Below are 21,350 nucleotides of genomic sequence, written 5' to 3'. Positions count from 1 at the left end.
CTCACCCGGTAGCGGAGGTCGTCGCGGCGACGGTCGCCGCGGTGATCGTCGTGATCATGACCGCGTTGATAGCGGCGATGGTCTGGGCGACCGCGTCGGCCGTCCAGGCGCCCTCCGCGATCTCCTTGACGCGCTGCCTGCTCGCCTCGGGGAAGGCCTTGCGGTCGAGCTTGGCCGCGTGCGCGATGGCGATCAGGACGGCCGTGCGGGCGTCGGGGTCGGCGCCCGCCAGCGCACTGGTCACCCGGTCCCTGACCGCGGCCTCCACATCGGGGTCGGCCTCGGGCCAGCGCGTCGTGGGGAAGATGCCCAGCACCTTGCCGCGCTGCTCGGTCAGCACGCCCGACTCCGCCAGCCTGGTGAGCAGGCGCCTGCGCAGCTTGGCCGACTGCAGCCGCTGGACCCACCAGGCGGGCTTGCGCTCCTTGCCCTCCTCGGCGATGCGGGCCACGTGGCGTCCAGCTCGGAGTCGCCGAGCGGGGACGGGTCCATGACCGTCACCTTCTTGTCCGACAGCTCCAGCCGGCCGTTGACGGCCAGCTCGGCGAGGAGCGCGCCGGCGAGGGCCGGGTCGAGCTGGGTCCCGGCGACGAGCGGCGTGCCCTTCTCGTCGTCGTGGGCGAGCAGGAGGAGCTCTTCGGCGATCGTCACAGTCATGCTTCGACACTAACCTCCCAGCCATGACTATCTCGGAGAAGTTGCACGCCGTCGGCCGCCCGCTGCTCCGGGCTCAGCTCGAGCATCCGACCGTGGCCGGCATCGCGCGTGGCGACCTGCCCGAGGCGGTGTTCAGGTCGTGGCTGGAGCAGGACTACCTGTTCCTGCTCGACTACGTACGGGTGTTCGCGCGGCTGGCCTGGCAGTCGCCCGACGGGCATCTGGGTGATCTGGTGGACCTGGCGCACACCACGTACCACGACGAGTTGAGCCTGCACAGGTCGTTGTCGGCGGAGTTCGGCGCCGATCTGGAGGGGGCGGTGAAGGGGCCGGCGTGCGCGGCGTACACGGCGTTCCTGCTGGAGTCGGCGGCGTCGTACGGGGAGGGGCTGGCGGCGCTTTATCCGTGTATGTGGGGATATTCGAGTCTCGGACAGATATTGGCGGAAATTTCCCCTGCTGAGTCGAGATATCGGGCGTGGGTGGACACGTACGCGGATCCGGCCTTCGCGGCGCTCACCGCGCGGATCGCGCAGATGATCGACGAGGCCGCGCCGGACCCGGCGCGGGCCGAGGAGCTGTTCGCCGAGGGGATGGCGCACGAGCTGGCCTTCTGGAGCGTGCCGTAGCCGTCCACAGGCTGTGGACGGCCGGACGCGCACGTACCCTGGGGACATGCCGGAACTTCCCGAAGTGGAGTCGCTCACCCATTTCCTGCGCGAACGGGCCGTGGGCCGCACGGTCCTGGGGATCGACGTGGTGGCCATCCAGGCGCTCAAGACGTTCGACCCGCCGGTGACCGCGCTCGGCGGGCTGACCATCACCGGGGTGTCGAGGCACGGCAAGTTCCTCGACCTCGACTGCGACGGCCTCCACCTGGTCATCCACCTGGCCCGGGCGGGGTGGCTGCGCTGGCGCGACGACCTGTCGGGCGCGAAGCCCGTACGTCCCGGCAAGGGCCCGCTCGCGGTACGGGTCCGGCTGGCGCCCGACGAGGAGGGCCTGGCGCCCGGGTTCGAGCTGACGGAGGCCGGGACGCAGAAGCGCCTGGCCGTCTACGTCACCAAGAACCCGGACGACGTCCCCGGCGTCGCCGCACTCGGCCCCGACCCCCTCGACGAGTCCTTCACCGTCGACGCGCTCAAGCGCATCGTGGGCGGCAACCGCACCCAGATCAAGGGGCTGCTGCGCGACCAGAAGATCATCGCCGGCATCGGGAACGCGTACTCGGACGAGGTGCTGCACGCGGCCAGGATGTCCCCCTTCAAGATCGCGGCCACGCTGACGGACGCGCAGATCGCCGACCTGCACGAGGCCATCATCGCCACCCTGGGGGAGGCGGTGGAGCGGGCGCACGGGCTGGCGGCCAAGGACCTCAAGGCGGAGAAGAAGTCGGGACTGCGGGTCCACAACCGGGCCGGGCAGCCGTGCGACGTCTGCGGCGACACGATCCGCGAGGTGTCCTTCGCGGACTCCTCGCTGCAGTACTGCCCCACCTGCCAGACCGGCGGCAAGCCCCTCGCCGACCGCCGGCTGTCCCGCCTTCTCAAGTGAGCTCGACGGAAGAAGGCACTGTGGAACCGCTCGACGACTACGACGTGCGCCAGTGGGACACGCGCGAGGACTGCGAGGTGCGCCAGATCCTCGACCGCATCGCCGACAAGTGGTCGCTGCTCGTGATCGCCCTGCTCGACTGCCAGAGCCTGCGCTTCACCCAGCTCCGCCGCGAGATCGACGGCGTCAGCCAGCGCATGCTCAGCGTGACCCTGCGCCAGCTGGAGCGCGACGGCCTGGTCAGCCGCACGGTCCACCCCGTCGTGCCGCCCAGGGTGGACTACGCGCTCACGCCGCTCGGCCGTACGCTGCACGAGACCATCAAGTCGCTGGTCACCTGGACGGAGACGCACCAGGAGGAGATCGCCGCGGCGCGTGCGGCCTACGACGCCAGGCGCGAGATGATGGAGTCATGACCGTTCCTGAGATCGAGGCCAGTGCCGTTCCGGCAGACGCTTACCTGCTCGACGTCCGTGAGCAGGACGAATGGGTCGCGGGGCACGCCCCGGAGGCCGTGCACATCCCCATGACCCAGATACAGGGGCGGGTCGACGAGGTGCCCGGCGACCGCACGGTCTACGTCGTCTGCCGGGTGGGCGGCCGGTCCCTTCAGGTCGCGGCCTGGCTCAACCAGCTCGGGCGCGACGCCGTCAACGTCGGCGGTGGCATGCAGTCGTGGGAGTTCGCGAGCCGCCCGATGGTCAGCGAGACCGGGCAGCAGCCGTTCGTGGCGTAAAAAGGCCCCACTGTGGCGGTTTCGCCGTCGCTGAGGCATGATGAGGGCGCCAACTGCAGATTGTCGCGGGAGCTCGGGGTGCGCCGGGCTGAGAGGGCAGCCATAGATCCGCTGCCGACCGCCTGAACCTGTCCGGGTAATGCCGGCGTAGGGAGTGTGCGATGACGCATGTCGTCGACGAAGTTCCGCTGACTCTTGAAGGCAGGCCGCCGAAGACCCTGGGCGTGCTCGATCAGGGCGCGCTCTGGGCGAACCTCGGAGTCAGCCTCCTGGGCTTCTCCAGCGCGCTGCTCCTGCTCAAACCCCTGCCCGACGCTCCGCTCAGCCTCACCGCCGCTCTCCTGGCGACTGTGGTCGGCAGCCTGATCGGCACCGCCATGATGGGCCTGTCCGCCGTTCCGGGCACCCAGACGGGGCAGCCCGCGATGGTGCTGCTGCGGGGCCTGTTCGGGGCGCGGATCTCGTACGTCCCCACGGTGCTGAACATCGTCCAGATGCTCGGCTGGGCCGCGTTCGAGCTGTGGGTGATCGCCAAGGCGGCCAGCGCGATCTTCGGCGCCGTCCCGTACCAGGTGTGGGTGATCGCGGCGGGGGCGCTGACCACCGCGCTCACGATCTGGCCGCTCGGGTCCGTCAGGCTGCTGCGGCGGTACGTCACCATCGGCGTGATCGTGTCGATGGTGTGGTTCGCCTGGTTCTTCCTCACCAGGGCGCCCGCGCACACCGGCGGGTCCTGGACGGCGTTCGCCCCGGCCGTGGACTACGTGATCGCGCTGTCGGTGTCGTGGGTGCCGATGGCGGCCGACTTCGCCCGGCACTCCAGGTCGAGCAGGGCCGCGTTCACCGGCGTGGTCGGCGGCTACACGCTGGCTCAGGTGGCCTGCCTCGGCCTGGGCGTGTTCGCGGTGGCCCTGGCGGGGGCGGACAAGGTGGCGGCCGACGGGACCTCGGTGTTCGGGCCGTTCGTGGCGGTGCCGCTGGGCGCGCTGTTCTTCGCGATCCTGGTGCTGCGGGAGACCGACCAGTCGTTCGCCAACGTCTACTCCACCACGGTCTCGCTGCAGAACCTGATGCCGCGGGTGGACCGGCGCGTCTTCTCCGTCGCCATCGGCGTGCTGAGCGTCGCGATCGCCCTGGTCGTGGACGTCAACTCGTACGGGGCGTTCCTGGGGGTGATCGGGGCGGTGTTCGTGCCGATGTTCGCGGTGCTGGCCGTGGACTACTTCGTGCTCGGCGGCTCGCGGAGCTGGAACACCGCGGAGAACGCGCCCTCGCGCTGGTCGAGGCTGGTGCCGTGGGCCCTCGGCTTCGTGGCGTACTGGCTGACGACCTCCACGCCCACGCTCAAGCCATGGGACGGCTTCTGGCAGCAGGTCCGCGACGCCATCGGCTTCACCCGGCAGCCGTGGATGAACGGGGCGCTCGGCGCGGCCGTCGTCGCCGTGCTGGTCACCCTGCTGATCAGCTGGTCGACGCGCGCCTTTCGACGTTGAGCAGGTGCTGCTTGGCGGCCGCGCCGCCCGCGTAGTCGCCGAGCGCGCCGTCCTCACGCACCACCCGGTGGCACGGCACGATCACGCACACGGGGTTGGAGGCCAGCGCGTTGCCGATCGCCCGCAGCGCGCGCGGCCTGCCGATGCTCGCGCCGATCTCCTCCAGCGTCGTGGTGGTGCCGTACCGGACCGCCATCGTCTTCTGCAGCACCGTGCGGGCGAAGGACGTCGCCAGCGCCAGGTCGACGGGCGTGGTGAACGCGCGCAGACGGCCGGAGAAGTAGGCGTCCAGCTCCCTGCGCACCGGGTCGAGCCGGCGCGGATCCGGCCCGATGAACCTGCCCACGTGTCTCGTGAGCAGCTCGTACACGGCGTTTTCCGGCTCGAAGCTGCACGCCGCGATGCCCTTGCCGGTGACCGCGAGCATCAGCCTGCCGACGGCCCCGTCATAGGGGCCGAAGGCGATGTCAGGAGGCGCATCACCTCGATAGGTGCTGGAGGTCACGCGCAACAGGGCATCGAGATCGTTGCTCGACATGCCGCCAGCCTCCCGCCGCCGAGAATCACCGTGACCGCAGCGTATCGGACGGATCGCCCGACGCACTCACCACGCCACGTGCACTATGGAGGAGTGGGGGACGAATGGGCCGGTAGTGACGACGAAATAGCTCGCGCTGCCCTCGCCGGTTCGCCCAACGCCGTCGTGGTCGTCGACCGTGATCAGAGCGTACTGGTCTGGAACGAGGCGGCCGAACGGCTGTTCGGGTGGACGGCGGAGGAGATGCTCGGGCGCCGGGCGCCGATCGTGCCGGGCGAGCTGACCGCCGAGCACAACGCCGTGCTCGAACGCGTGCGCACCGGCGGCCAGGTCTCGGTCCGCACCAAGCGCCTACGCGACGACGGGACCGTGCTCGACGTGCGCGTCGACATCAGCGCGCTGCGCCTGGGCAGCTCCGTGGCCGGGTACGTCTGCGTGCACCACCTCGCGCGGGCCGACCAGGTGGCGAAGGACCGCATGGCGCGCCGGGCCAGGCTGGTGCGCCGGCTCACCGACGTGGTCGGCGACATCAACTCCGAGCTGGAGCTGTCGGCCGTGCTCGACCGGATCTCGGCCAGCCTCACGGAGCTCACCGGGGCGGACGCGGGCGGGTTCGTGCTGATCGAGGGTGAACGGTTACGGCTGGTCAGCACGTACCAGCTGCCGGAGGCCATCAGGGGCACCACCACGGACCTGCGCACGAGCCTCGTCGACAAGCTCTTACGCACCGGCAAGACCGTCATGCTGGAGTCGAACGGGCTCGAGGACCTGGTCTGGGCCCGGCTGAAGGGGCTGCACACGATCGCACTGGGCCTTGCCGCGGTCGGAGGGCGCCCGTACGGGGCCCTGTACGCGCTGTTCGCCCAGAGCACACCCGGACACCTCGAACTGGAGCTGCTGGAGCTCCTGGCCGGCCACGCGGGCATCGCCGTCGGCAACGCGGTGGCCTACCAGGAGGCGGTGCGGCAGCGGGCGCACGAGCAGGCCGTCTTCGACGCCAGCGCCGACGGCATCGCCGTGCTCGACGGATCGGGGCGGGTCGTCCGGTGGAACCCGGCCGCCGCCGAGCTCACCGCGTTCCCGGCCGACGCCGTCATCGGCGGGCCGCCGCCGTTCCCGCTGCCCAAGCCGGGCGAGAAGGTCACGTTCCAGATGGAGACCGGGCGGTGGCTGGACGTGGTGAGCGCGCAGATCGAGGAGACCGGCGAGGTGGTCATCGACTTCCGCGACGTGACCACGGCCAAGGAGCTCGAGGAGGCCAAGGACCTGTTCCTGGCCACGACCAGCCACGAGCTGCGTACGCCGATCACGATCGTGCGCGGGTTCGCCAGCACGCTCGACCGGCGCTGGGACAAGATGAGCGACCCCGAACGCCGCTCGGCCGTGCACACGATCTCCGAGCGGGCCAGGTCGCTGGGCGAGCTCATGGACCACCTGCTGCTCGGGGCCAGGGCGGGGGCCGACGAGCTCAAGGTGCGGATCGAGGACTTCGACCTGGCCGAGCGGATCGACGCGGCCACGCTCGGGCTGCCCGCGCTGTCGGACAAGCACCGGGTCGAGGTGGTCATCCAGGACGGGCTGCCGAACGTGCTGGGGGACGCCCTGGCCACGGACATCGTGCTGGGGCAGCTGCTGGAGAACGCGTTCAAGTACTCGCCCAAGGGCGGGCTGATCAGCGTGGAGGCCTGGGCCGAGGCCGACAACGTCGTCGTGGTCGTGGACGATGAAGGGGTCGGTATCGCCCCTACTGACCGAGAGAGGATCTTTGAGAGGTTCGTCCAGGTGGACAGCGGCGACCGGAGACGGTTTGGTGGAGTGGGGCTCGGTCTCTACATAGTCCGCAGCCTCGCCAGGGCCCAAGGCGGAGACGTGAGCGCGCACCCGAGACCCGGAGGCGGCACACGGATGCGTCTCGAACTGCGAGCGTCGGGGGCCTAGTTTCACTATCGGATCCGACACACCGAGGCGGTAACGAGGTGGTCACAGTTGAGCTGATCTATCGTCCAATGTGTACAAGCTGTGATCGAGATGCGGTTTCTGGGATCGAGTAACGGGGCATTTCGGTCGTACCGGGGAGTGTTCCCGCGGGGGGCACAGGGAACGGGGAGGTGGGTGTGTCAAGCGTGGTGCTGCTGCCGTACGCGCCGTCCAGCGTCGCCGTCGCCCGCCAGCGCCTGAGCACTGAGCTGCAGGACAGCGGGGTTTTTTCGACGGCGATCGATGACGCGGTGCTCGTGGTGAGCGAGCTGCTGAGCAACGCGCTGAGGCACGCGCATCCCCTTCCGTCGGGGATGGTGAGAGTGGCGTGGCTTCGGAGTGACGATCACATCGAAGTGGCGGTGAGCGACGGGGGTGCGGCGACCGAGCCGCGCGCGGGCCGCCCGACCCTGTCGTCGCTCGGGGGCCGGGGGCTCGGCATCGTGGAGTACGTGGCGGAGAGCTGGGGGGTCCGGCACGACGGTGACACGACCACGGTGTGGGCCATCCTGCCCGCTCCTTGCGGGTCGATGAACGGGCAGGTCACAGCCCTCAGAGAGGCCGGCTAGCCAGCACCGCCCGCTCGGTCGTGGCCCATGCCATGGACACGAGCAGGTAGAGCCCGGCCGCGAGCGGGAGCACCAGCGTGGCGAGCACGGAGCCGTACGGCATCCATGGCAGGAGTCGCTTCAGCCAGTCCGGCTGGTCCTCGGTCACCTTGATGTTCCTGGCGGAGAACCATGCCACCACCGCAACCAACGCGATGACCAATACAAAGACCAAAACCGGCGCACTGACCAGACCGAAATTGGCCACCGCCCCGGCGACCTGCTGACCCAGCGGAGCGCCGAAAAGGGTATGTCCGGCCAGCGCGGTCGGATGCGTGGCCACCCGGTACATCAGCCACATGAACGGAAACTGCCCCAGCATCGGCAAGAACCCGGCGAATGGCGAAGTGCCTTCCTTGGCGAACAGCGCCGAGGTCTCCTTGGCCAGCCGCTCGGGGTTGCGCGCGTGGCGCTTCTGGAGCTCGCGCAGCTTGGGGGCGAGCCGCTGGCGGAGCTTCATGGTCCGGGACTGGCGGACGTTCAGGGGCAGCAGCAGGAGCCGTACGGCCAGAGTGAACAGCACGATGCCCAGCGCGGCACTGCCCCCGGACATGCTGATGACGAACGTGACAAGAGAATCGATCATGAGCCCTACTTGGAGTGAGATGAGGGAAAAGGGCTCACTCGTACGAGGAGCCCCGCTTGACGATGAAGCGGGGCGTGCCTAAGGGGCTCGTGGACGCGAGCGACCGGCCGCGTCAGGGTCGCGCTGCCGCTGGAAGGCGGTACGGCGCGCGTAACTCAGCGGAAAGCTCGGCGGCCCTCCACTGAGGATGGGCAGAAACGTGGCTGCCCACGTGGCCAGCAGCAGGATCGCCAGCATGGTGATCCCGACCAGCCACGGGTCGAACAGGAAGAACGTCAATGCGATCGGGAGGACTTGCCCACCACGGTGACCGCGACGAAGACGAGCAGAGCGATCACCCCGATGATCAAAGCGATCTTGACCAGGCCTACCAGCATCGGCAGCAGGAAATTGAACAGCACGAAGAGACCCAGCAGGGTCCCCAGCACAAGCATCACGACTCTACCCATGCAGCAACCGTACGTCCTCCGGACATGATCCGCGAGGCTTACGAAGCAATGACGTCCCTGACACTTACGTGTTCCCCGGCCGTACCGTGAAGTCGTGAACACGCGCATCCTGGTGGTCGATGATGATCCGACCGTTTCCGAGGTCGTCGCGCGCTATCTGGAGCGCGACGGTCACGAGGTCGAATGCGTCGGCGACGGGGCGGAGGCGCTGCGCAGGGCGCTGGCCCATCCGCCCGACCTCATGGTGCTGGACCTGATGCTGCCCAAGCTCGACGGGCTGCAGGTGTGCAGGAAGCTCAGGGAGCGCTGGCCCGTACCGGTGATCATGCTGACCGCGCTCGGCGAGGAGATCGACCGGGTGGTCGGGCTGGAGACGGGGGCCGACGACTATGTGACCAAGCCGTTCAGCCCGCGTGAGCTCGCGCTGCGCGTGCAGTCGGTGCTGCGGCGGGCGCGGGGTGCGTCCGTCACCGGCGGCACCGGGGTGCTGCGCGACGGGGATCTGGTGGTGGACGTGGGGGCGCACGAGGTTCGGCTGCGGGGGGACGAGGTGATGCTGACGGCGCGGGAGTTCGATCTGCTGGCGCACCTCATGCGCAACCCGCGGCAGGCCTTCAGCCGCTCCGCGCTGCTGAACCAGGTGTGGGGGTGGTCGTTCGGCGACTCCTCCACCGTGACCGTGCACGTCAGGCGGCTGCGGGAGAAGATCGAGCCGGATCCGACCGAGCCGCGGAGGATCGTCACGGTGTGGGGGGTCGGATACCGGTATGAGCCGATGGAGGGCGGTTCCTGATGCCGCAGCCCGGTGACCTGCCCATGGTCGTGGCGGTGGCGGCCGGGCTCGGGCTCGTGGTCGCGCTGCTGGGCATCGGGGTGATGTGGCGGCTGCGCACCAGGTCCATCGGGGTGATGATGGCCGTGGTCGTGGTGGTCGCCGTGGCGGCCACGCTGGTCGGGGTCGTGGCGATCATCATGAAGATGATCATCGAGGGTCCCGTCAAGGACTTCGTGCTGAGCGTGGTGGCCGTGGGCGGGCTGGTGGGGCTCGGGGTGGCGTTCGTGCTGGCCAGGCGGGTGGTCGCGGAGAGCCGGCGGCTGGTGGCCGCCGTACGCGACGTGCCGTTCACCGCGCCCCGGGGGCTGCCGGCCGAGCTCCAGACCATCGCGAACACCCTGGAGGAGGCGTACGCGCGGGAAAGGGCCCTCGAAGGGGCGCGGCGGGAGCTCGTCGCGTGGGTGAGCCACGATCTCCGTACGCCGCTGGCCGGGATGCGGGCCATGGTCGAGGCGCTGGAGGACGGGGTGGTGTCCGACCCGCTCACGGTCGCGCGCTACCACGCCCAGATCAAGCTGGAGGTGGAACGGCTCTCGGGGATGGTGGACGACCTGTTCGAGCTGTCGCGGATCCACGCGGGGGCGCTGCGGCTGTCGCGTTCGCGCATCGGGCTGGCCGACCTCGTGGCCGACACCGTCGCCGGGGCCGAGCCGCTGGCCAGGGCCAAGGGGGTGGTCCTGACGGCCGAGGCGTCGGCGTCCCTGCCGGTGGAGGCCGACGCGGGGGCGTTGGGGCGGGCCCTGCGGAACCTCGTGATCAACGCCATCCGGCACACGCCGTCGGACCGGACCGTGGTGCTGCGGGCCGGGGTGGATGAGGAGGGGATGGCTTGTCTGTCGGTTGCGGACTGCTGCGGGGGGATTCCTGAGGAGGACCTGCCCCGGGTGTTCGAGGTTGCCTTCCGGGGGGAGGCCGCTCGTACCCCTACGGCCGACGGCGGGGCGGGGCTGGGGCTCGCCATCGCGCAAGGGATCGTGGAGGCGCACGACGGGGTGATCGGGGTGGTCAACGACGGGCCGGGGTGCCGGTTCGAGATCCGGCTCCCCCTGGTCGCCGGCTGACCGGCCCGCTCGTTCCTGACCGGGCTCCTCGGCTGCCTCCTGCTGTACGGCGGCTCGTGCGCCCCCCACCAGCCTCGTGACGCGTGGCGCTGGGGCGCTCCTGGTATCGGCCTCCCGGCGCGGCCCTCAGACGTTCTCCGGGAGCTCCGGCTCGGCCGGATCTCTCGAGGCGCCGAACGACTCCGACATCGCTCGAAATGTCGGGCAGGGCCAGCGCCACATGCAGCTCCGGCACCGCAGGATCGGATGGGCGGCGTCGCTGGTGATGCCTCCCGCGTCCCTCGGCTGGTGAAGCTCGAGCAACCTCAGCCCGAGCTCCAAGAACCTGAGCAGATCAGCCCGGGCACCGCCCAGGAAGTCAAGGTCCTCGATCGCGAGCCGGGTGCGGATGGGGACGTAGCCTTCGCGGTTCACCAGGCTGCGGAGGCGCTCTGCTTCGTCATGCCACGAGGTGGCCTTCTCCGTGCGGATGAGGATGTTCTCCAGGCGCTCTCGGAGCCCTTGACGCTGAGGGTCTTCAGGTTTTTCTGCTTTCATCGTCGCGGGACCCGTCTGTCGTGCCCCTGCCCCTCCTTCGCCGTGAAGTCGTGCCGTGTCCGGTGTCACGCTGTCAAGCTTCGCGTACTCTCCGTTTCCATGGAGCCCAAACGGAGGACAAAAACCTGTGGTTGCCCTATCGGCGTGACAACGTGACCGGAAGCCTCCGCGCCGCTAGCCTGCCCATGTGGAGCTCAAGGTCTCGACTCGATCACATGCCGGGTGCGCACTGGTTGCCATCACCGGGGAAATCGACCTCTATACGGCGCCTCACCTGCAGTCCGAGTTCACTCGGCTGCTGCAGGAAGGGCCCAGCCGAGTGGTCATCGACATGTCCGCCGTGGATTTCTGCGACTCCACGGGGATGAACGTCCTGCTGTCTGCGCTCAAGCGGATGAAGGAGCAGGGAGGGGCGCTCGACGTGGCCGCCCCACGTCCTGCGGTCCGCAAGATCCTGCAGGTCACCGGGCTCGACTCGGTGTTCACCGTGTACGACGAGGTGCCGCAGGAGTTCCTCATAACCGAGGGCTCATGACGGGATCCGTGCTCGGATCCGAGGACGTACAGAGCGGGGTCGCCTCGACCCTGTCCGCAGGGGCGGCGCGCTGGACAGCGGCGCCGCTGCTCGCGCATGCAGCACACCGGGCACCTGCGGCGCGCTCTGAGAACGTGTCGCGCCGGACTCGGGCAATGCGACCTGGGGACATGCCGCGCAGGACCTCAGCAGCGCGTCCTGCGGGCGCGTCGCCGTCGCGCGGGACATTAGCACCGCGACCTGCCGAGACGTCCTGCGCTACAGCAGCACATGGGACATGCAGGACGGCTGTGCCTCAGCCTGCGCAGGGGACGTCACTCGTGGCAGCACTCCCGCCTCTGCATGAGGCCCTGCCTGAGGTCGTGCATGCGCTCCGGCACGAGGCCCTGCACGCGGCCTCGCAAACAGCCGCCCTGCACGAGATGGTGACGGTGGCGGTGAATGCCACCATGCGCGGCACGTTGCAACCGCCTCACAACGTGCCGTGCTGCCGCTGCCGTACCGACCGTGGCTGGAACGTCGGCTACGGTGGCAATAACGGCCCGAGTCGGGTCGCGAGTCACGGCCCGGGTCGAGTCGCCGGCTACGGCCCGGACGTCGTTCCCGGCCCCGGCGCTCGGCTGAGGAGAAACGGAAGCGTCGTGTGCGGAGGTGGCGCTCGGTGAGCAGCAGCGGCGACACAGCGGTCATCATCCCGGCCGCCAACGAAGCCGACCGCATCGCGGCCACCGTCACGGCTGCCGCGGCCCTGCCAGGCGTGGACCTGGTCGTGGTCGTGGACGACGGCTCGCGGGACCAGACCGGCAGGGTGGCTCGCGCGGCCGGCGCCAGGGTGGTGCGCCACAGCCGCAACAGGGGCAAGGCCGCCGCGATGGAGACCGGCGCAGAGGCCGTCCGTCTCCTCGACGAGAATGCCACCCCCCGCCACCTGCTCTTCCTCGACGCCGACCTGGGCGAGACGGCTCACGCCGCCGCACCCCTCATCGAGCCCGTACGCGCGGGCAAGGCCGACATGACCATCGCAGTCTTCACGACCAGGGTGAAGCTGGGCGGCCACGGCCTGGTCGTACGCCTGTCGAAGGAAGGCATCCGCCGCGCCACCGGCTTCGAAGCCGCCCAGCCGCTCAACGGCCAGCGCTGCCTCACCAGAGCCGCTTTCGAGGCGGCCCGTCCGCTGGCGCACGGGTTCGGGGTGGAGACGGCGCTGACGATCGACCTGCTCCACAAGGGGTACCGGATCGTGGAGGTCGAGGTCGACATGGCCCACCGTGCCACGGGGACGGACTGGCGAGCCCAGCTCCATCGAGCGATCCAACTCCGGGACGTGGCCCTTGCGCTAGCCACGCGAGAGCCGCTAATCGCCCAAAACCTCAACAAAGTCCGCCCCAATCGCTGACCATCTCCACACCTGGGGACGACCACAAAGCCGTTTTCCCTCCTCGGACCAGGACGGCGGCCTTCCCCTCCACAGGGCCCCACAGCCTGATCCCGGTTATCCACAGGAAGGTCCCGTCCGGCCGAAGCCCCCTCGCGAGTGTGCTGGAATTTGCCGGTGACTTCGGAGAAGCGGCACGAAAAGGCACGGGGCCGGCTCGCAGGGCTGGCCACGGCGGCGATCGGCGCCTCGATCCTGCTGACGATCACCATAGGCCTCCTCGGCCCATCCCCGATGGTGCCCGCGCTGACCGGCCCCAGCTGGCAGCCGCCGTACTCTCTCGACGTCCACCCCAACCCTTACCTGGTGATCGCCTTCGCCGCCGCCGCGATCACCCTGGGCGGCCTCGGCCTCCTGACCGCCCTCACCCTGACCCGCCCCCCAAACCTCCCCCACCCACCCACACCCACTCCGCCTACAGCCGCCCCAGACACCCCAGCCACACCCACTCCACCTACAGCCGCCCCAGACACCCCAGCTACACCCACAGCCACCCCACCGCCCACCAGCCCGGACCACACCACTTCCCCACAGCCAACTCCGACGCAACCCGATGAGCCGCAGCCACCTGCGCCGGGAGCAGCCGGTCCTCTGACCGACATGACGGGGACCGACGTGCCGCAACCCCCTGCGCCGGGGACAGCCGGGCCCGGGACCGACGCGACGGGGACAAATGCCCCGCGTGGGGCACTGTCGGGCAAGTTTTGGAGGCTGCCGAACGCCCGCCTCCTCGTCCTGATCGGCTGCGCAGCCGCCGCAATCCTGGCGTTCCTACCACCATCCGGCTCCGGCGACCACCTCAACTACGCCGCCTACGGCCGCATGGTGACACTGGGCCTCAGCCCGTACACCCATGGCGCGGTGGACCTGCCAGGCGACCCCATCGCGGACGCGGTCGAGGAGCCCTGGCGCGAAGAGCCGAGCGTGTACGGCCCGGTGGCCACGGCCGTACAAGCGGTGGCGAGCTGGATCGGCGGCGACTCCCTCCGCCTGACGATATTCGTGCTGGCCCTGTTCAACGCCGCCGCGTTCATAGCGACGGGCCTGCTCATCGACCGCTTCACCAGAGACGACCCGACCAGACGCCTGCGCGCCGCCCTCCTGTGGACGGCCAACCCCCTCCTGCTCTACCAGCTGGTGGCAGGAATGCACGTGGACACCCTCGCCATCGCCTGCATGGTCGCCGCCCTCCTGGCCAGAAGCCGCCCCACCGGATCCGGGGCCCTGCTCGGGCTGGGAGTGGCGATCAAGGTCAATGCCGGCCTCGTGGCCCTCGGCCCCGCCTGGGAGCTACGACGCCGCCCCGCTCGCCTGGCCCTCATGGCGGCCTGCGCACTCGCCGTAGTGGTCATCGGGTACGCGATCGTCGGCCCGGAAGCGATCGCCCCGATGACGCGCACCAGCAAGTCGATCTCCCACGCCTCGTTCTGGAAGCTCGTCCAGGGCTGGCTTCAGTCCATCGTGGGCACAGGCAGCGCCTACCGAGGAGAGATCCAGATCGGCTCACTCCTGGTGCTCGCACTCCTCGCCTGGTCCCTGCTCCGCCTGGCCTCCCGCTCCCGCCAACCCGGCCTCCCCCCAGCACCCACCCCGAGCAACGAGGCAACCCCCCTCCCATCGAGCGGACCTGGCCACCACACGACCTCCACAACGAGCTACCGGGCAGCCAGCGAGCCAAGCAGCGCCACATCGAGCGCAGTGACCCACCTACCGGCAGGTGGACCAGGCAATGCCACCTCGAGCGGAGCGAGCCACCACCCGACGAGCCGGGTGAGTGACGCCCCATGGAGCGGACCGAGTAACGACGCAGGAAGTGGACCGAGTACCGACCCAGGAAGTGGACCGAGTAGCGACCCAGGAACTGGGACAAGTAACGACCCAGGGAGTGGGACGAGCAACGACGCGAAAGGTGGGACGAGTAACGGCGCAGGTCGCTGGTCGAACCGCTGGGCAGCGCCGCACGGCAACGGCGGGCTTGAAGCACCGGTCGTGGCGGCCGGGCTGATGGTCGCCTACGTATTCGCCACGCCGTACATCCTGCCCTGGTACGACGGACTGGCCCTCGGATTGCTGGCACTGGTGGCGGCCTCCGCAGTGGACAGGTTCGTGGTCGCCCATCTGCTGGTCCTGTCGTTGGCATACCTCCCGGCCAGAGTGAACGGGCAGCCAGAGGATCTCGATTGGCTCAGGGAGGTGGTCCGGCCTCAACTCGCGTGGGTGCTGCTGGCCCTGACGGTGGCATTGGCCCTTTGGGCGTGGCGAACTGCCAGACGCGAGCGCCTCCCATCGGCGTCGGCTCGGGCGCGGCGCGTGGCAGGGTGAACGCTGATCGTTGGCGTCGGCCGGGTGGGGCTTGGGTGCTGGTGGTTGGTGCCTGCTGGACGCCGTTGCCTACCGGCTGACCCTCGTTGCTGGCGTGTGTCGGGTGGGCGGATCGTAAGGCTGGCGCTGGTGCTGGTAGCCGCCGTGATGATCGGCAGACGGGCCCAGGGGCACCCGGTCCGGAGTCGGACGCCACCGCCCCCTGCTCACCGGGAGCGATGGGCAGGGGCATCGGGCCGTCCAGGCCGGACCGGACACCTGCGTGAGTGAGGGCCCCGCATCCCGGGCCCCGCATCCTGGGCCACGGGCCACGTACGCGATTTGTGCTGCCTGGGCGCGGTGCGTATGTGGGCGACCAGAACGCTCAGCACCGTTCGGAGCGTTCGGCTGAGCGTGTGCCACTCATGCTCACTCCATAGGGACGGTGGTGAGCTGGAGGGCACGGACGCAGGCGGCCAGGGTCAGCGGAACGGCCACCGTGAGGGCCATGGCGGGGATGGCGATGCCGGAGTCGTTCATGAGGAAGCCGACGAAGGCGCACGTGAGGGCGCCGAACAGGCCGGCTCGGAGGGTGGGGGCCACGCGGTAGGCCTGGCCGAGGGCGGAGGCGCCCCATCGCGAGGGCCGGTCGAGTATCAGGAACAAGAAGGCCAGCGCGACCAGGGAGAGGAGGGTCAGTGACCAGTTCCCGACGGTTACGCCGATCATGGCGCTGAACTTGCGCCCGACGACGGTCCACGCCTGGCCGTCGATGACCTGCTGGACGAAGTTGCCCAGGTGGGTGCGCTGGGAGTCGGGGCGCAGCCAGTCGAACACCGAGAGGGCGCCCACGAACGCGGCCCCCACGAGGCCGACGAGCAGGAGTCTCAACAGCGATACGCGTTTGCCGGAAAGCAGAATGAGGAAGACCGCCAAGCCGATCACGAACGCCGGTACACCGCCGAAGTCAGCTCCCCACGAAGGCCATCCATCCGCGAAGACCGCAAGCCCCCCGTACAGGGCGCAAGCTGCCACGACCACGACCCTGGACACGCCTCTGCTGAGCAACCACTGCGCTACGCCTGCGAGTCCGAGGATGGTGCCTGTGGCGTAGACGGCGAAGGCGATGTTGCTGAAGCCGTAGAAGCGGCCTCCGGTCACGGGCTCGTAGCCGGTTACCGCGTTCACCTGGAGCTTGGAGCCGGTCATGACGTCGATGAGGAGCGCGAGGGAGGTGACGGCGGCGACCACGGTGAGCGGGCCCAGCACGTGCGCCCGCCACGGACCGGCGAAGGCCAGGGCGGTGATCAGTCCGGCGATGGCCACGATCGTCACGATCACCGACAGCATCGGTACGGGGAGGGTCCACCAGGGCACCAGTTGGGCCAGGAAGGTGGAGACGGGGATGGCTCCGCTGATCACCGCGACGATCTGGACGGATTTGAGGAGCTTGGAGCTGCTCGCGAAATCGCCGCCTGGGGTGCCGGGGGCTGAGGTGCCTTCCTGCGCAGTGGGCGAGGGCTCGCTGGATGGGTGTTCGGCGGACGAGGGCCCGGTGGGCGGGAGGTCGGTGGGCGGGAGGTTGGTGGCGGAGGGTGACGTGGATGGGTGTTCGGCGGCGGAGGGGGATTCCGCGGATGGAGGTTCGGTGGCTGAGGGGTCGGTGATTGAGGAGGCGCTGGGCGAGGGTTCGGTGGGTGGGGGGCTGGTGGATAGGGCTTCGGTGGGTGGGGGGCTGGTGGATAGGGCTTCGGTGGGTGGGGGGTTGGTGGAGGGGGGCCTGGTGCCGGGAGGGGTGGGGGAAGTGGTGTCTCGGCGGCGGCGGAGGGCCAGGGCGGCGAAGGCGTAGAAGAGGAGCTGGACCGTCACGAGGACGGCGAAGAACGGGCCGCGTACCTCCCGGAGCACCTGGCTCGCCAGGTCCCCGTCCGCCAGTTCCGCCACCGTTTCGGCCGGTGTGGCGGCGGTCGGGCCGTTGGGTTGCCAGGGGCGGCCGACCACTTGGCGTGGGGCGGGGAGGCCCAGGAGTTGGATGGCGGTGGCGGTGAGGTCGGTGATGGTGACCAGGGCGTCCTGGCGGGTGGAGGTGGCCGTGAGGTAGCCGTGGTCGTACGGTCGGCCGTTCGGCGACGGGCCCTTGGCGATCGCCACGTGGAGGTGGGCGATGGGGGACACGTCCGAGATGCCGGCCACGAGGGTGGTGGTGTTGGGGGGCAGTTTGGCGATCAGGGCGCCGATCTGCTGGTCCGCCTTGGTCGCGGCCGCCTGGCGGGCTGCGGACGGCAGCGGGGTGGGGACGCTGTACTCGTCCAATGGCTGCGCGGTCCAGGCGGTTGCCAGGTCGGCGGCTTCCATGATGATCAGGTTGTACGGGGTCAGGTCGCCGGCGGCGTCAAGGGTGGGGGCGTATTTGGCGATATTTCCGGACTTGTCGGCTCCGGCCAGTGCAGCGCCTGGGCCGATGGCGGCGACCTTGCCTCCGTTGTCCGTTACCAGCTGGCCCAGCGTGCCGAGTTGGGCGTCGAACCCGGTTTCGGACTGGTACGCGCTCAGGGCGGGCCAGTCCGGGATCTTGGCCGCTTCCCCGGTGAGCTGGGGGGTGGGGGGTTGGAGGCAGCCCTTGCCTGCCGTACCGGCTCGCTGGCCTGCTGAGATGGTCAGCCAGCCCGCTGTGGGGCAGGTGATGCCGCGGTCCGGGGGTGGTACGGCTCGCGTGGAGAGGGAGGCGGAGGCGCCCTGGCTGAGGAGGGACCACAGGTGGGGGGTCCGGGATGGGTTGAGGTCGCTCCATTCGAGGCCGGGCACGCCGATGAGGGCTACGTGGGCTTGATCGAGCCCTTGGGCGGACTGCTGGTGCTGCCGTGCAGCGGTGGTGGATGGGTTTGCGGACGTGCCGGGGGATGTCGCGGCGGAGGCCGGAAATGGGGCCAGCGAGAGGCAGGTTGCGGTGGCCAGGACGAGGGTGAGGACGAGGGTGCCGAGAGCGCGCCTGCTCGCACGGGTGCGCTTGGGTGCTCTTGCCTTGGAGGCGGGCTGGAGCACCGACCTGGCGGAGGCGTGCGCGGGCGTGGGCCTGGTAGCGGCGTGGGTGACCGGGGTTTGACGTGGTGCCGCGGTGGGGTGTTCTGATCTGGGCCGGGGGGCGGTGGCATCGGCTGTGCGCGTGGGCGTCAGTCCGGTGGTGCTTGGGGCGGGGGTGGGGTGGGCGCCGTCCCGGTTGGGCGTGGCGTGTGGCATGTACGGACCCCCATTGTTTGCCCTCGATCAACAACAGCCACGGTAACGTGCCACATCGTGACAAGTGGCGAGGTGCGAGTGGTACGGCGGCAGTGGTGGGCGTGGGCGGTCGTGGCGCTCGTGGTCGCGGCGGCCGTGGCGCCCCTGGTGGTCGTGTGGCTCACCAATCCGGATGACCAGCGGCTGGTCGACCTGGACGTTTACCGTACCGGGGGCCAGATGCTGCTCGAGGGCCGGCCGGTGTACGACTATGTCACACCCGCCCCGCAGCTGTTGCCGTTCACGTATCCGCCCGTCGCGGCGATGCTGGCGGTGGCGCTGGCCGAGATGTCGTGGGGGACGGCCCAGTGGGTCTGGACGGCCGGGATATTCGCGGCGCTGGCCGTGACCGTGTGGCTGTCGTTCAGGCAGGCGCTCAGGAAGTACGTGCCCTGGGTGTTCGCGCTGCTCATGGTGGCCTGCACGTACCTGATGCCGATCAGGGACCAGGTGCGGTTCGGGCAGGTGGACATTCTGCTGGTCGCGTTGTGCCTGGCCGACTGCGTGATCAAGCGGCCCTGGTGGCCGCGGGGGTTCCTGATCGGGCTGGCCACGGCCGTGAAGCTCACCCCGGGCGTCTTCCTGATCTACCTGCTGGTCACGCGGCAGTGGCGGACGTTCTTCATGGCGGCGTTCACGACGGCGGTGCTCACGCTGCTGCCGTTCGCGGTGATCCCGCGGGACGCGTCGCAGTTCTGGTTCTCGGCGCTGCTCGATCCCGGCCGCCTCGGCTCGAACGCGGGCACCACCAACCAGTCGATCCGCGGCATGCTGATCCGGCTCTACCTGCCCGAGACGGCGACGTACGCGATCTGGCTGGTGATCGTGGCCGTGGTCGGGTGGTACGGGTTCCGCGGCGCGCGGGCGGCGTACCGGGCGAATGACCAGCTCACCGCGGTCGCCCTCGTCGGGCTCATGGCCGTGCTGCTCTCGCCCGTCGCCTGGATCCACCACCTCGCGTGGGTGGTCGTGGTGCTCGGCGCGATCGTGGGCGACGGGCGCGATCCGGTCCGGCTGCGGGTGGCGGCGGGCGTGTGGCTCTATTACGTGCTGCCGATCCCCTGGTGGGGCGTCTCGTTGAAGGCGGCCGACATCCCGGGGGTCAGCCTGGTGCTGGGGAAGATCGTTCAGAACGGGTTCGGGCTGGGCGCGCTGGTCCTCGTGTGGTTGTTGGTGTCCTGGTTGCCGAAACGGCGCCAGATCGCATGACCGAGCCATTACCCTCTGTGCCGTGCTCGTTACCACATGGGTCATCGTGGGCGTCGTCGCCGGGGTCAGCGGCGTGTTCGTCGGTTATCTGTCGCTCCGGCAGGCCAGAGCGGCGGTGGAGGACTGCCAGCGGATGCTCGCCCGGCAGACCAGCGAGGGCATGGGCGATCTCAAGGCCATCAGGGATGTGGCCGTCTGCCGGTACGACGCGCTCTCCGAGATGACCGGGCGGTTGTCGTTCTCGGTGGCGATGATCAACGGGCTGGGCGACGGCATCGTGCTGACCTCGATCAACGGGCGCAGCGAGACCCGTACGTACGTGCGGCCCGTGGTCGGCGGGAAAGGGCGGGAGCCGCTGTCGCCCGAAGAGGAGGAGGCGGTGCGGGCGGCCAGGCTGGGGCTCGGGCCGATGATCCTGTCCCGGGCGTCGGGCCCGCTGTAGGCCGGTATGTCGCGGGCCGGGGGCATCGTGCTCGTTGAGCAGCCGGGCCGCTGTAGGCGGGCAGTTCCCTGGGCGAAAGAGGGGCGCGGCGCGTCCACCTGCGGATACTCTGGATGCATGCCCAGACTCGCCTATCTCGGACCGGAAGGCACCTTCACCGAAGAGGCCCTGCGGCTCCTCGACCCCACGGCCGAGCGCCTGCCCTGCGCCAACGTGCCCGCCGCGCTCAACGCCGCCCGCAGCGGCGAGGCCGACGGCGCCGTCGTGCCGCTGGAGAACTCCATCGAGGGCGCGATCACCACGACGCTCGACGAGTTCGCGTGGGGCGAGCCGTTGCTGATCACGGCCGAGCTGCTGCTGCCGGTGCAGTTCTCGCTGCTGGCCCGGCCCGGCACCGAGATTCCCCACATCAAGCGGGTCTACACGCATCCCGCGGCCATCACCCAGTGCCGCGCCTTCATCGCGCGCGAGCTGCCCGACGCCGTCGTGGTGGCCGCGCCGTCGACCGCGGCGGCGGCCCAGGAGGTCTCGCTGCCCGGCTCGCCGTACGACGCCGCCATCGCCGCCCGCATCGCCGGCGAGCACTACGGGCTGGTGGAGCTGGCCACGGACATCGGCGACAGGTCCGACACCGTGACCAGGTTCGTGCGGGTGGCCCGGCCCGGTCAGCTGACCGAGCCGACCGGCTCCGACCGCACCACGCTGGTCGTCTTCCTCGCCGACGACCACCCGGGCGCGCTGCTGGAGATGCTGACGGAGTTCTCCGTACGCGGGGTCAACCTGACGCGCATCGAGTCGCGGCCGACCGGTGACGGCATCGGACGCTACTTCTTCCACTTCGACTTCGAGGGACACGTGGCCGACGCCCGGGTCGGGGAGGCCCTCGCCGGGCTCCACCGCATCTGCGGCGAGGTGCGTTTCCTCGGCAGCTACCCGCGTGCCGACGGCATCGCGCCGCAGATCAAGCGCGGCACGTCGGATCCCGAGTTCGCCGAGGCGGGCGGCTGGCTCGCCCGGGTCCGCGCGGGTCAGGTCTGAGGCCACGGCGGGCCGAGTCGGCGTGTAGGCGCGGGTCAGGTCTGAGGCGACGACCGATCGAGTCCGCGTGTACGCGGTAATAC

General features: G+C 69.9%; 21 protein-coding genes, 1 pseudogene and 1 riboswitch. Of the genes and pseudogenes, 15 read left to right on the top strand and 7 right to left on the bottom strand.

The window, feature by feature from the left end; translation table 11 throughout:
- Position 1: 1 nt before the first annotated feature.
- Positions 2–657 (bottom strand): annotated as a pseudogene (locus ABZX61_RS43395) (GPP34 family phosphoprotein).
- 23 nt (positions 658–680) lie between these two features.
- Between ABZX61_RS43395 and ABZX61_RS43390 the strand changes: the two are divergent.
- The 5 genes from ABZX61_RS43390 (at position 681) to ABZX61_RS43370 (ending at position 4,440) form a co-directional block, all read left to right on the top strand.
- Positions 681–1,286 carry a TenA family protein gene (locus tag ABZX61_RS43390; protein ID WP_355203158.1) on the top strand — a complete coding sequence of 202 codons (606 nt, stop codon included), beginning with the start codon at positions 681–683 and terminating at the stop codon, positions 1,284–1,286.
- Between the two features lie 46 nt (positions 1,287–1,332).
- Positions 1,333–2,211: a DNA-formamidopyrimidine glycosylase family protein gene (locus tag ABZX61_RS43385; protein WP_355203155.1), complete on the top strand. Its 879-nt coding sequence runs from the start codon at positions 1,333–1,335 to the stop codon at positions 2,209–2,211.
- A 20-nt stretch (positions 2,212–2,231) separates the two neighbouring features.
- Entirely contained in the window at positions 2,232–2,627 is a 396-nt protein-coding gene (locus ABZX61_RS43380; RefSeq protein ID WP_350732399.1) for a helix-turn-helix domain-containing protein, read from the top strand.
- The gene (locus ABZX61_RS43375) at positions 2,624–2,947 is read left to right on the top strand and encodes a rhodanese-like domain-containing protein (protein WP_350732401.1); all 324 of its coding nucleotides are present in this window, start codon (positions 2,624–2,626) and stop codon (positions 2,945–2,947) included. The genes ABZX61_RS43380 and ABZX61_RS43375 overlap by 4 nt, the downstream gene beginning before the upstream one ends.
- A gap of 55 nt (positions 2,948–3,002) precedes the next feature.
- Positions 3,003–3,118: riboswitch (TPP riboswitch) on the top strand.
- Positions 3,109–4,440 (top strand): cytosine permease, encoded by a 1,332-nt coding sequence (locus ABZX61_RS43370; RefSeq protein WP_355203151.1) that lies wholly within the window; start codon positions 3,109–3,111, stop codon positions 4,438–4,440. (Overlaps the previous riboswitch by 10 nt.)
- On the opposite strand, the gene ABZX61_RS43365 is transcribed toward ABZX61_RS43370, so the two are convergent.
- Positions 4,409–4,978, bottom strand: a complete 570-nt coding sequence (locus ABZX61_RS43365) for a methylated-DNA--[protein]-cysteine S-methyltransferase (RefSeq protein WP_355203148.1) — start codon at positions 4,976–4,978, stop codon at positions 4,409–4,411. The genes ABZX61_RS43370 and ABZX61_RS43365 overlap by 32 nt on opposite strands.
- A gap of 93 nt (positions 4,979–5,071) precedes the next feature.
- On the opposite strand from ABZX61_RS43365, the gene ABZX61_RS43360 reads away from it, so the two are divergent.
- Positions 5,072–6,916 carry a PAS domain-containing sensor histidine kinase gene (locus tag ABZX61_RS43360; protein ID WP_355203145.1) on the top strand — a complete coding sequence of 615 codons (1,845 nt, stop codon included), beginning with the start codon at positions 5,072–5,074 and terminating at the stop codon, positions 6,914–6,916.
- Between the two features lie 176 nt (positions 6,917–7,092).
- Positions 7,093–7,524 carry an ATP-binding protein gene (locus ABZX61_RS43355; RefSeq protein ID WP_355203142.1) on the top strand — a complete coding sequence of 144 codons (432 nt, stop codon included), beginning with the start codon at positions 7,093–7,095 and terminating at the stop codon, positions 7,522–7,524.
- Here the strand turns inward: ABZX61_RS43355 and yidC are convergent.
- The 3 genes from yidC to ABZX61_RS43340 form a co-directional block, all read right to left on the bottom strand.
- Positions 7,508–8,149, bottom strand: a complete 642-nt coding sequence (gene yidC / locus ABZX61_RS43350; protein ID WP_355203140.1) for a membrane protein insertase YidC — start codon at positions 8,147–8,149, stop codon at positions 7,508–7,510. The two genes, ABZX61_RS43355 and yidC, sit on opposite strands and share 17 nt — an antisense overlap.
- A 78-nt stretch (positions 8,150–8,227) precedes the next feature.
- Positions 8,228–8,386 carry a DUF6412 domain-containing protein gene (locus ABZX61_RS43345; protein WP_355203292.1) on the bottom strand — a complete coding sequence of 53 codons (159 nt, stop codon included), beginning with the start codon at positions 8,384–8,386 and terminating at the stop codon, positions 8,228–8,230.
- A 38-nt stretch (positions 8,387–8,424) separates the two neighbouring features.
- On the bottom strand, positions 8,425–8,598 hold the full coding sequence (locus ABZX61_RS43340) for a hypothetical protein (RefSeq protein WP_185079462.1): 174 nt from the start codon (positions 8,596–8,598) through the stop codon (positions 8,425–8,427).
- 94 nt (positions 8,599–8,692) lie between these two features.
- Between ABZX61_RS43340 and ABZX61_RS43335 the strand changes: the two genes are divergently transcribed.
- Positions 8,693–9,391 (top strand): response regulator transcription factor, encoded by a 699-nt coding sequence (locus ABZX61_RS43335; RefSeq protein ID WP_350732414.1) that lies wholly within the window; start codon positions 8,693–8,695, stop codon positions 9,389–9,391.
- A complete protein-coding gene (locus ABZX61_RS43330; protein WP_355203135.1) occupies positions 9,391–10,494 on the top strand; it encodes a HAMP domain-containing sensor histidine kinase in 1,104 nt (367 codons plus the stop codon). The genes ABZX61_RS43335 and ABZX61_RS43330 overlap by 1 nt, the downstream gene beginning before the upstream one ends.
- 126 nt (positions 10,495–10,620) lie before the next feature.
- On the opposite strand, the gene ABZX61_RS43325 is transcribed toward ABZX61_RS43330, so the two are convergent.
- Complete coding sequence (locus ABZX61_RS43325) at positions 10,621–11,031, bottom strand: hypothetical protein (RefSeq protein ID WP_355203132.1); 411 nt, start codon at positions 11,029–11,031, stop codon at positions 10,621–10,623.
- Positions 11,032–11,218: 187 nt separating this feature from the next.
- On the opposite strand from ABZX61_RS43325, the gene ABZX61_RS43320 reads away from it, so the two are divergent.
- The 3 genes from ABZX61_RS43320 (at position 11,219) to mptB (ending at position 15,323) form a co-directional block, all read left to right on the top strand.
- Positions 11,219–11,566, top strand: coding sequence for an STAS domain-containing protein (locus tag ABZX61_RS43320; RefSeq protein WP_185069723.1), 348 nt, complete (start codon positions 11,219–11,221; stop codon positions 11,564–11,566).
- Between the two features lie 661 nt (positions 11,567–12,227).
- A complete protein-coding gene (locus ABZX61_RS43315; RefSeq protein WP_355203129.1) occupies positions 12,228–12,962 on the top strand; it encodes a glycosyltransferase in 735 nt (244 codons plus the stop codon).
- Positions 12,963–13,601: 639 nt separating this feature from the next.
- The gene (gene mptB / locus ABZX61_RS43310) at positions 13,602–15,323 is read left to right on the top strand and encodes a polyprenol phosphomannose-dependent alpha 1,6 mannosyltransferase MptB (RefSeq protein ID WP_355203126.1); all 1,722 of its coding nucleotides are present in this window, start codon (positions 13,602–13,604) and stop codon (positions 15,321–15,323) included.
- A gap of 408 nt (positions 15,324–15,731) precedes the next feature.
- Here the strand turns inward: mptB and ABZX61_RS43305 are convergent, their stop codons facing one another.
- A complete protein-coding gene (locus tag ABZX61_RS43305) occupies positions 15,732–18,539 on the bottom strand; it encodes a hypothetical protein (protein WP_355203123.1) in 2,808 nt (935 codons plus the stop codon).
- A gap of 57 nt (positions 18,540–18,596) precedes the next feature.
- Between ABZX61_RS43305 and ABZX61_RS43300 the strand changes: the two genes are divergently transcribed.
- From ABZX61_RS43300 to pheA, 3 genes are all read left to right on the top strand, one after another.
- Complete coding sequence (locus ABZX61_RS43300) at positions 18,597–19,787, top strand: glycosyltransferase 87 family protein (RefSeq protein WP_355203120.1); 1,191 nt, start codon at positions 18,597–18,599, stop codon at positions 19,785–19,787.
- Positions 19,788–19,809: 22 nt separating this feature from the next.
- A complete protein-coding gene (locus ABZX61_RS43295) occupies positions 19,810–20,229 on the top strand; it encodes a DUF4446 family protein (protein WP_350732427.1) in 420 nt (139 codons plus the stop codon).
- Between the two features lie 117 nt (positions 20,230–20,346).
- Positions 20,347–21,267 (top strand): prephenate dehydratase, encoded by a 921-nt coding sequence (gene pheA, locus ABZX61_RS43290; RefSeq protein ID WP_355203117.1) that lies wholly within the window; start codon positions 20,347–20,349, stop codon positions 21,265–21,267.
- Positions 21,268–21,350: the final 83 nt, after the last annotated feature.

Source organism: Nonomuraea sp. NPDC003709 (genome assembly GCF_040610775.1).
Classification (GTDB): Bacteria; Actinomycetota; Actinomycetes; order Streptosporangiales; family Streptosporangiaceae; genus Nonomuraea; species Nonomuraea angiospora_A.
This window is presented reverse-complemented; position numbering and strand designations above follow the sequence as displayed.